We start from the raw sequence: 10521 nt of genomic DNA, 5'->3' as shown, positions 1-10521 counted from the left end.
GTTCGTTTCATCCTCCATGAAGTGTTTGATCTCCGCCTTCATAATGGATTCCAGGTTTTCTTTTACAAACTGAGTGACAAGATTTTCAAATAGGTTTGTGAGCTGGTTTTCTGCTATTATAGTCATGAAGTAGAGTCCCTTCTTGGTGCGTGGTAACCCCGAGGATACTCTACTTTTTTGTTCCCTGTTAAGGGGCCAAATCTTGGTACACAAACTATTGTACGTCATCCTCATATGGGCCAAATACAGGAAATTACCTGCTCTTTAGCAGGCATTCGTCTTTTGAGAAGCAGAGTCGAAGGAAAAGCTGCACTTTTGCAGGCATCTTCTAGCTATTGGCGGAATCGCCCCATTCTACAGCGCATGCAGGTCCCAGCGAGCGCGGTGCAGAATGGAGCGGTACGGGTGTCAACACACTGGGATAGCTCGCAGGATCGCGGATAACCGCTGCCGGATTTCCGCGATCCACGCGGATCTACCTGAATTCACGCGGATACACACCGATCGACACTGATCCACGCGGATCTACCTGAATTCACGCGGATCTACGAGAATCCACACAGATCCACACAGATTCACGCGGATACACACAGATTCACACTGATACACACAGATCCACGAATCAGCCTCCAGCAGACGCTGAGAAGATCAGCCTCCTCTGTCTGCCTATTTATGTTATAATGCAAATGATTTTAAGGAAGCTGCTGCAAGTTTAGCTTTCATGCCGAAACTATATTTCTTCTACCGACAAGGAGGATGATGCACTATGCTGCTGGAAGCCGTTTATCACCGACCCAAACAAAACTGGTCCTATGCCTACGACAGCCAAACGATACATATCCGTCTCAAGACCAAACGGGATGATATGGACAAGGTGCAGGTGCTGTCTGTAGACAAATGGGATTTCAACGGAACCCGCTTCATTACCGATATGGTCAAATTCGCTTCCAATGAGCTGTTCGATTTCTGGGAAGCGGCTGTCCGTCCGCCATTCAAGCGGCTCGCATACGCCTTTATTTTGCAATCTGGCAATTTGTGCACCTATATGAACGAACGCGGCTTCACGCCGGAGATGCCGATGACCGCAGCTGGTTTATTCGAATTCCCCTACATCAATCCCGTGGATGTATTCGCTCCTCCATCGTGGGTGAAGGATGCCGTATTCTATCAAATATTTCCCGAGCGCTTCGCCAATGGCAATCCTGCTAATGATCCGGCAGATGTGGAGCCTTGGGGCGGCAAGCCGACCCGGACCAACTTCTTTGGCGGCGACCTTCAGGGAGTTATAGATAAGCTGGATCATCTGGATGAGCTGGGCGTCAACGCCATCTATTTCAACCCGGTTTTTGAAGCGACGACCAATCATAAATACGATACACAGGATTACATGAAAGTGGACCCTGATTTTGGCGATAATGAAACGTTGAAGCTTCTCGTGCAGGAATGCCATAAGCGCGGGATCCGCGTTCTTCTCGACGCTGTGTTCAACCACTGCGGCGCCACCTTTGGGCCCTATCTTGATGTGAAGAAGAATGGAGCGGCATCCCGTTATGCTGACTGGTTCCATGTTCGTGAATTTCCGCTTGAGGTAAGGGACGGTATTCCAACCTACGAAACCTTCAGCTTCGAGCCCATTATGCCTAAGCTGAACACAGAGCATGCAGAGGTAAAGGCGTATTTGCTAAATGTGGCACGTTATTGGATCGAGGAGATCGGCATTGATGGATGGCGGTTGGATGTAGCTGATGAGGTGGACCATGCCTTCTGGCGGGATTTCCGCAAAGTGGTGAAGGCTGCCAATCCGGAAGCCTACATTCTGGGCGAGATTTGGCATGATTCGATGATGTGGCTGCAGGGCGACCAGTTCGATGCTGTCATGAACTACCCCTTCACGGATGCTGTGCTGGATTTCTTCACCAGAGAAGCGATAGACGGCGCCAGGTTCGCGAACGCAATCGGCACCATTCTGTCCAGCTACCCTCACCAAGTGAATGAAGCTGCGTTCAACCTGCTCGGCAGCCATGATACGCCGAGACTGCTCACGATTTGCGGAGACAACAAACAGCGGCTCAAGCTCGCAACACTGTTTCTGTTCACCTTCACAGGAACGCCTTGCATCTACTATGGCGATGAGATTGGATTGAATGGGGAGATGGACCCCGATTGCCGCAAATGCATGGAGTGGGAGGAGAGCAAGCAGGATCGGGAATTGTTCAACTATTACCGGAGCATTATAAGCCTGCGGCGTGAGCATGAGGTGCTGCGAAGCGGCGGATTCCGCTTCCTCCATGCAGAGAGAAACGACATGTGCCTTGCCTATGAGCGCTATGACGATAATCAGCACTTCATCATCGCGGCTAACGCCAGTGAAGTGACAGGCACCTTGGAAATTGTCCTTCCGCAGGGCCAGTGGAAGGAAGTATTCTCCGGCGAAACCCTTGCAGCGGATGGCGACAAAACAAGCCTCAAGCTGCCTCCCCTCAGCTATTTGGTTTTCAAACGCAGCCTGCAATAGCCCTGTTCTAACGAAAGAAAGCCTTCGCTTACGGCCTTATGACCGTAAGCGAAGGCTTTTTATCCGATGATGTTAGTCGAAATCATATCTCTGTTCGGCAAAGGGATCGCCATACATGTGATACCCGTTGCGCTCCCAGAAGCCGGGCTTGTCAGCAGCCATAAATTCAATACCGCGCAGCCACTTGGCGCTCTTCCAGAAATACAGATGCGGTACCACCATGCGCACAGGATAACCATGCTCCGGTGTCAGCAGCTCGCCATTATGGCGCATTGCCAGGAATGAGGTCTCCCGCAGAAAATCCTCGATCGGCAGGTTCGTCGTCCAGCCATGCTCTGCATGCAGCATCACATATTTCGCTTCCGGCTTCAGCTTCACCTTCTCCATAATCGTAGCTACAGCAACACCTTCCCATACATTGTCCAGCTTGGACCATGTCGTTACACAATGAATGTCATTCCCGAACTCTTGCTTGGGCAGCTTCAGAAATTCGCTGTAGGTAATGACAGCCTCCTCTTCCACAAGTCCGAACAGGCGCAAATTCCATTTGCCCATGTCATTATAATAGGGAACCGAGCCATGATGCAGCACCGGAAAACCCTCTGTCACCCGCTGCCCGGGCGGAATGCGCGATGCCAGATCGCGCTCCTCCTTGCTCTTGCTGTCCGTTCCGTTGTTCACCATAACCCCTCCATCCCTCTTATTTGCTGTGCCGCTGCTCACGCAGAACGAGCGGTCCTATTGTCAGGGCAAGCGTCAGCAGCACCACGCCCGTCAAGAAAGCGACCCCGTAGCTTTGCAGCCAATACGGACTATCGTCGATCTCTTTATAGACCCATCCGCCGATCATCGGACCGACAAAGCCCGTAAGTCCGGTCAAGGCTGAGAATATGGCGATATACATAGGGCGATCCGCCTTAGGCGTGTCACCGATGACGAAGTTGAAGACAAGCAGATTGTACCCGCCTAGTCCGAAGCCAAGCGCAATATGCACAAGAAGCAGCACGAGGATTGCCGGCAATAGCTCGATCCCTGCCCATAACAGGCAGGAGAACGCTATAATAGGCAGCGTCCACAGCAGCAGCGTTCGGGATGCAAAGCGCGAGTTCAACGTTCCCCAATAATAATAGCTAACCATCATCACGACCATCTGAACCGTTGTAATGACCGTTACCCACAGGTAGTTAATCGTTAGAATGTCCAGCATAACGAAGGAAAATAACGGTACAGCAATATTTTGCATCAGAATAAACAGCGCGATGAACAGCGTAGCCTTCATGTACGATATATCCTTCAGCGGCTTCAGGAATCGCCTTCCGGAGCTTGCTTCCGCTGATTTCTCGAAGGGCGGATTGGGATAACGCCTCAGCTCAATCGCATTCCACACCGCACAGACCGCCGCGATGATATACAGCACGGCAAATCCCGTCGCTTCATTCAAATGCTCCAGAATCTGTCCGCCAATCAGAAGCGCAACGCTTGCGACCGCCCAGTGAATCGTATTGCGGATACCGAAGAATCGCCCTCTTACCTTGGCCGGGACCATGTCCGCAATGATTGAGGTCCAGAGCATTCCAGAGGTTGAAGCAAACAGAAATGAAGCCAGATACATCGCGATAAATACAGTTACCCGATATTCCTCAGCTACGAAGAATGGAATAAGTCCTGTAGCTACCCACACAAGACGGTGCGTAACTCCGGCTATCGTAAGCAGCAGCAGCCGATTGTTGAAGCGCTGCATATAATAGGCCACAATCAATTGAAACATATTCGCAAGGGCAGGAATGGCCATAACAAGCCCGACCTCTTCCGATGCCCCTCCGAGATACAGGATGTATGCCGTCAGAATCGGCCCCCCAAGCAGGTTGTTGATAAGGGTTGCCGGAATGCCCTCCATGATGGAGGTAAGCAGCCCTCTCCGCTGCTGAGAGAGATTCTTGCGGCGAAATACGGACACGACATGCTGCCAGAATGACATGGTGTATGACTCCTTCATGATGTAAATAGCTGCTAACCTGCCGTGCCCAGCCGCTCTACACGAGCAGCTCGCCTAATGTCCGGACCATGACGCCCGTCGCCCCTTTGGACTCCCATGAGCGTTCACGCTCCAGCCACGCCGTACCGCCGATATCCAGATGCACCCACGGCTTCTCCTCGGCGAAGGCTCCGATGAACAAGCCGCCGGTTATTGTACCGCCAAGCCTTCCGCCGCTGTTCTTCATATCGGCTGCGTCACTATCAAGCTGCTTGCGGAATTCCGGATACGCAGGAAGCGGCCATATACGCTCGCCTGCCCGCTTCGAAGCCAGAATAACCTGCTGCTGGAGCGCCTCATCATTGCTGACTGCGCCTGTCGCCACATTGCCGAGCGCAACCATAACCGCGCCGGTAAGTGTCGCGACATCCACAAGCTTCGTTGCACCGCGCCTGATCGCTGTCGTTAATCCATCCGCCAGCACCAGACGCCCCTCTGCATCGGTGTTCACGACCTCAATCGTAAGACCGTTCATCGTCTTCAGAACATCGCCTGGCTTGAGCGCCCGGTCTGACGGCATATTCTCCGCAGAAGGAATGACAGCAACAACATTGACGGCTGGGCGAGTCTCGCCAATAATTCTCATCGCCCCAAGCACTGCTGCCGCACCGCCCATGTCAGAGATCATTTCCTCCATGCCCTCCGCCTTCTTCAGCGAAATGCCGCCTGTGTCGAACGTAATCCCCTTCCCGATCAGCCCCCATACTTCTTTATCTTCGGGTGCTCCTTGATAGTGCAGGACAATCATCCGCGGCGGATTCACGCTGCCTTGCCCGACTCCCAGCAATCCGCCCATTCCTTGCTCGGCAGCTGTCCATTCATCCAGCACCTCGCAATCCAGACTGTATGTCCGCGCGAGCTCTTCCGCTTCCTCGGCCAGCAGCTCAGGTGTCAGCTTATTCCCCGGCAGATTGGTCAGATCACGGGCGTACTTAACAGCTTCCGCGAACACAACGCCCCGGCGTATACCCGCTTCCCATTGCTCCGCAGCTTCCGGGTAACCGCTTGCATCTTCCGCAGGTATGAAGCTGACAGCCTGTACAGATGCGTAACGCTTCTCGTCATTCTGCTTCTCTGTCTTCCGCGTGAACAGCCCGAGCGAGTATCCCTCCGTCATCGCCTGCGCGGCTTGGCTGACCGTGTACTCCATGGAGCCTGTGCAGACTGCGATGGGAAGCTGCTGCGCCACAGTCGCGACCTTCAGGCGTCTGGCTGCTTTCGCCGCAGCCGCAGCGGCATCCCGCAGACCGTCCACAGTCAAGCCCGAATGAGCTACACCGACATAGATCACATAAGCTGCGGGCAGCAAGCCAAGCGTCGGCAGACTAAGCGTCTCCTTAGGCTCCGCTTTGAACAGCTCCCGCTCGAAGTGCCCCCGAAGCGCTTCATCCAGCTGTGGATGCACCCATTTTGCAGGTTCACTTCCCTCACCCTGCAATTCTCCGCGGCTGATGAACCGCACGATGGCCTCGGCCTCATGCCCTTTAGCCCCATATGTAAATTGAACACTCATGTTCCACATCTCCTTTAAGTCATCAGATATACAAAAAAATCGGGTTGCCCCGATTCTTCGCGTAAACGATCCTCCCACTCGATAATTGACCGGACAATAAGAAACCATCCGCTGTACATCGGCAGAGCACACAACGAATTTCCCGCCCTGTCCGATCTCTGATATCGACCTGAATTTAGAGGACTGATATGCTTGGAATCGGTCACTACCCCGATTCTAATCCTTTATTCCACCAATGGCAAATAGATATTAAATTCCGTCCCCTCGCCGGGATTGCTGGTTACCCGGATAGAACCGCCATGATTGCGGATGATGCGGTAGCTCACCGATAATCCCAGTCCTGTCCCTGCAACCTTCGTCGTGAAGAAAGGATCGAACAGCCTGCTCAGCGTCGTCGTATCCATCCCTTTGCCGTTGTCCCGAATTTTAATCTCTGCAAAAGAATCCTCCCGCCGCGTAATGACATCGATTCGCCCCAAATGCTCAGGGTCCACCTCTCCGATCGCATCCATCGCATTGCGGATAATGTTCAGAATAACCTGCTTCACCTGCTTCACATCAATCGATATCGCCAAATCCTGGTCATAGGATTCAAGATTGATCCCGCAGCCCTTCATCAACGCCTCGCTCTCACAGAGCATAATGACCTCTTTCAATAAAGAATTGATGAATACCTTCTGCTTCATCGGCGCTGAAGGCTTGGACGAATTAAGAAACTCATAAATAATATCATTAGCCCGATCAATCTCCGCCAGAATAATGCGGGCATATTCCTCCTTGCCGAGCTGCAGCAGCAGCGGCTTGAGCAGCTGGATAAAGCCGCGAATCGATGTAAGCGGATTCCTAATTTCATGCGCGATAGCTGCCGCGATCTTGCCAAGCATAGCCAGCTTGTCATTCTGATACGCGGTCTGTTCAATCTGCTTGAACTCTGTTACATCCTTCACGCTGAACAAGTAGTCGCCATCAAGCTGATCGCCGTAAGTGACCGTTACAAGCAGATGCCTGCCGCTTGCATCCTGGAACTCCAGATATCGGCTTCTTCGCAGAAACATTTCTTTGTAAAGGCGCAGGACAATACGCTTCGTGCCCCGCCGCAGCTGCGGATGCGCCAGCATATCACGGAGCCCGCAGCCAATTAACGTTTTGCGGGGAATATCAAGAAGCTTGGCCATCTGCAAATTAATAAAGGACAGAATGCCGTCACCGTCAAATATCGCGATACCGCTATCCATGTGCTGAAGCACATTCTCATATTTATTCTTCACCATTCGGAACGAGCGGTGTGTATGCAGCAGCATATCCCTCATTTCACTGAAACGCTGCTCCGGCGTCTGTTCCGGCTGCAGCCGAACACGGAAGGCTACCATGAGTTCAATTAGAAATATAAATGATCGGCTGTACAGCTGAAGCGCTTCCTCGGATTCGACATTGGCAACGAGAATTTGCATCGTTTCTTCATGAATCGCGATTATATCCTCCGGATGAATACCATGAAGCAATTTACCGATTTCAGTCGCTTCAAAGAGCGATGCCTCGCTACCGCTTCGAATGTATTCGGCAAGCGCCGGAAAATAGCGCTTTCGAATCGCTTGCATGTTATCCCTCTCTTCTGCGGCACAGAACGGCGTACCTTACCATTTACAATCATCATAGTAAGTTATACTAATTAATGTCAACAGGAGATACTGTCGAAACCCGCCGCAGCAAGAAAACAAAGAAGACCGCATCAGTTTCTGCAGTCTCCACATGTGAACCCCTATACGTTGTTGCACCTCTCTAACCTTATAAAACAGGGGTTTTCTTCCCCTGCCTGCTATATGCCTCATTATTCAATCCATCCCAGCCTGACCCATCGGCCTCGTCCCTGCTGATCTTGCACTTATTATGAATATTTCATTTATATTCATAATTTTTAATTTTTATTTTCCTTATTTTTCTTTTTATCATCTTCATTTTTATTTTTATTCTGCTTATTATCCGTTTCTTTATTCTTACTTTCTTTATTATTCTCCTTCTTCGCATCCTCTTTGCTATTCACTATTTTTCCGTCATTCTGCTTGGTGCTGCCATGATCGCCTTCCTTTTGCTTGCCGTCATTCTTTTTTTCTTGCTCATCCTGCCTCGCACGCTCATCATCTTTTTCTTTCCGTTCTCTGTCACGATCATTCGAGCCGTTCTTATTTTCTCGCTTGCCATTCTCTTGCTGCCTGTCTCTCTCACTGCCGCTGCTATCGTTGTTCCCCTTATTGTCTCTGGCATTGTCGACCCCGGAGGACTTCTTTTCCGAATTTTTGTCCTCTTTTGTCGCATCTCTTGGATGCGTCATTTTGTCACTGGGCCTTCCGCCATCCTTATCCTTATCATTGGTTTTATCGTACCAATTCCTGTTGCCGTCCTTGTCGGATGATGTCTTGTCCATATTCGAATTCTTGCCTTGATTGTTGCCGTTGCCTTTTCCCTGATTGTTATCCCTGTTCTTATCCCGCCGGTCACGATCTCTGTCGCTGTCTCTGTCTTTGTCTCTGCTGCTATCTCTGCTGCTATCTCTGTTGCTATCCCCGTCCTTACTTCTGCCCTTATCTCCTTCGTTTGCTCTAACCCTGTCTCCGTCCTTGCCGCTCTTCCCGTCCTTATCGCTCTTGTTGCTATTCTTATCCTTATCCTTGCTCTTATCCTTGCCTTTCTCAGCATCCTTCCGCAGCTTTTCTTCTTTCTTTTCATTATCCAGCAGCTTCTTCAGCTGTTCCTTCTGCTCCCTCTTGAGCTTCTCTTTATCCTTTTCTTTCTCATCGTCTACGACCGCCTTGACTCCGCCCCAAGCCTTCGCTGTCTGGTGAATGGACTGGGTTTTTAATTGCGCAATGGGCACCTCATGCCCTTGGCTCTTGGCCATCAAATAAAACGCGAGCTTGCCAGAGGACATTCCTTTCTCATTGGCCTCATCCCGCAGATCCTTGGGTGCAGATAATGTCGTTATCTGAACATGCTGGCTGGAGCTCTTGTCAGATTTGACAAGCGACTGCTGCACAGCCGCACTTACCTTTTCCGTCAGCTTCGCTTCGTATGACGCCCCGCTGCCATCATTCAAGAGCACGCTCGTAATGATAACATCGCCATCCCCATGCTTCAGATAGCGTCCCTCGTTCACACGGTCCATGATCATTCCCGCCACCTGATCGACAGGCAGTCCCTCGAATGCCAATCCGGCCGTGACAGCAGCCCCGTCCTTGTTCAATGCACGCAGCTCCACAACCTCATCGCTCGAGCTGACGCCAAGCTCTACACTCGGGTTAATATCCATCGTCAAATATGCAGCAACTGATGACCCTTTACCAAGCTGGCCCGCAAGAAAAGGAATGAAGATAAGCAGCATGACCGCAGCAGCAATGCCAAGCCCGTATATCGCCCCAGGCTTCCGCCTTCGCCCTGGCTCTGCAATCGAAATTTCCTCGCCGACTGCTGCGCCGCTTCTCGAAGGGATCTTGCGAAACTCGCCTTCCGGCGTCATCACAATAAGGTGTCTCTTGCCTATTTCCATGACGATCCCACGATTCATGCTCTCACTCCTTTCACTCCGTCGTTATCCTCATCCTGTGACAGCATTGGCTGCAAATAAGCTTGCAGGCAAGGAAAATCACCATTATGTAAAATAGCAATCGCAATAATATATTTCCGATTGCGCTCAATCGTCTTTCTGGAAACTCCCGCCTCCGCGCACATTTCCTTAATCGGCAGCTTTTGCGACAGCGTGAATGACTCGAACTGGGCTGAAGTCGCAGCGAATCTGCGGCTGATTGACATCAGAAGCTCCCTGGAATCCGCATGCTTGGGCGACAACCCGGGCAGCTCAGCGAACGTTATGCCGTATTGGTTCAAGCAGCTGTTATACTCCGCAATCTCGAGACGCCTTGCATCCGCCTCCTGATTTATCGCGTGCCGATGCATGGCTTCCTTCAGCTCAATCGTATTGATCGTCTGCTCTTCTTCATCTGTGCTGTCAAAAGCGCTGTAAGGAACGGTGTGAGAATGACGCTGTTCTCTGCGGACATAGTCAATAAGCCTCCGCCGAATGACCGTTTCGGCAAAGCCGAGAAACGATTTTCCTGCATGGCTTGAATATTGGCTGATCGCTTCGTCGAAGGCACTCAGGGCAATACTGAATTCATCATCCCGCGAAGGATCGATATATCGTTTGCAGAATCTGCTCGTCACCTTGGCGATGTAAGGCTCATAGGCCGCAATGAAATCATCGCGTGAATCCTCGCCCGCACGGATACGCTCCACCCTTGCCTCAGGTGCGTCCCGTTCATCTCCAGATGGTGTTAGAGCAGCTCCATTCTTGCCGAATAATCGCTTGAATAGTACGAGTAGCAACCGCTCCACCTCACATGTATAGATTTCGTGCTGTTCAATTCGCTTGAGGGGGTACTGCAATCGTCATCATAAGAAAAAAAA

Annotated in this window: 7 protein-coding genes and 1 pseudogene; 1 reads left to right on the top strand and 7 read right to left on the bottom strand. The window is 51.3% G+C overall.

What is annotated here, in order from left to right; genetic code table 11:
- A pseudogene (locus K0T92_RS25680) lies at window positions 1-126 on the bottom strand (IS256 family transposase); the annotation flags it as partial.
- Window positions 127-766: 640 nt separating this feature from the next.
- On the opposite strand from K0T92_RS25680, the gene K0T92_RS18040 reads away from it, so the two are divergent.
- Complete coding sequence (locus K0T92_RS18040; protein ID WP_219873865.1) at window positions 767-2515, top strand: alpha-glycosidase; 1749 nt, start codon at window positions 767-769, stop codon at window positions 2513-2515.
- Between the two features lie 72 nt (window positions 2516-2587).
- Here the strand turns inward: K0T92_RS18040 and K0T92_RS18035 are convergent, their stop codons facing one another.
- The 6 genes from K0T92_RS18035 to sigI all read right to left on the bottom strand — a co-directional run bounded on the left by K0T92_RS18035 (window position 2588) and on the right by sigI (window position 10440).
- Window positions 2588-3199, bottom strand: coding sequence for a sulfite oxidase-like oxidoreductase (locus K0T92_RS18035; protein ID WP_219873864.1), 612 nt, complete (start codon window positions 3197-3199; stop codon window positions 2588-2590).
- 16 nt (window positions 3200-3215) lie between these two features.
- Complete coding sequence (locus K0T92_RS18030; protein ID WP_219873863.1) at window positions 3216-4493, bottom strand: MFS transporter; 1278 nt, start codon at window positions 4491-4493, stop codon at window positions 3216-3218.
- Between the two features lie 55 nt (window positions 4494-4548).
- Complete coding sequence (locus tag K0T92_RS18025) at window positions 4549-6063, bottom strand: leucyl aminopeptidase (RefSeq protein ID WP_219873862.1); 1515 nt, start codon at window positions 6061-6063, stop codon at window positions 4549-4551.
- Window positions 6064-6287: 224 nt separating this feature from the next.
- A complete protein-coding gene (locus K0T92_RS18020; RefSeq protein WP_219873861.1) occupies window positions 6288-7661 on the bottom strand; it encodes an ATP-binding protein in 1374 nt (457 codons plus the stop codon).
- Window positions 7662-7978: 317 nt separating this feature from the next.
- Window positions 7979-9622 carry an anti-sigma factor domain-containing protein gene (locus K0T92_RS18015; RefSeq protein WP_219873860.1) on the bottom strand — a complete coding sequence of 548 codons (1644 nt, stop codon included), beginning with the start codon at window positions 9620-9622 and terminating at the stop codon, window positions 7979-7981.
- A complete protein-coding gene (sigI, locus tag K0T92_RS18010; RefSeq protein WP_219873859.1) occupies window positions 9619-10440 on the bottom strand; it encodes an RNA polymerase sigma factor SigI in 822 nt (273 codons plus the stop codon). The genes K0T92_RS18015 and sigI overlap by 4 nt, the downstream gene beginning before the upstream one ends.
- Window positions 10441-10521: the final 81 nt, after the last annotated feature.

Origin of the sequence: Paenibacillus oenotherae, assembly GCF_019443105.1 — a bacterium.
GTDB lineage: Bacteria > Bacillota > Bacilli > Paenibacillales > Paenibacillaceae > Paenibacillus_Z > Paenibacillus_Z oenotherae.
The sequence above is the reverse complement of the archived record's forward strand: the minus strand, read 5'-3'. Positions and strand labels throughout refer to the sequence as shown.

Excerpts from the sequence above, each read along its gene's own strand:
- K0T92_RS18020 (WP_219873861.1), bottom strand. The coding sequence starts at position 7,661 with ATGCAAGCGATTCGAAAGCGCTATTTTCCGGCGCTTGCCGAATACATT.
- K0T92_RS18035 (WP_219873864.1), bottom strand. The coding sequence starts at position 3,199 with ATGGTGAACAACGGAACGGACAGCAAGAGCAAGGAGGAGCGCGATCTG.
- K0T92_RS18040 (WP_219873865.1), top strand. The coding sequence starts at position 767 with ATGCTGCTGGAAGCCGTTTATCACCGACCCAAACAAAACTGGTCCTAT.
- K0T92_RS18025 (WP_219873862.1), bottom strand. The coding sequence starts at position 6,063 with ATGAGTGTTCAATTTACATATGGGGCTAAAGGGCATGAGGCCGAGGCC.
- K0T92_RS18030 (WP_219873863.1), bottom strand. The coding sequence starts at position 4,493 with ATGTCATTCTGGCAGCATGTCGTGTCCGTATTTCGCCGCAAGAATCTC.
- K0T92_RS18015 (WP_219873860.1), bottom strand. The coding sequence starts at position 9,622 with ATGAATCGTGGGATCGTCATGGAAATAGGCAAGAGACACCTTATTGTG.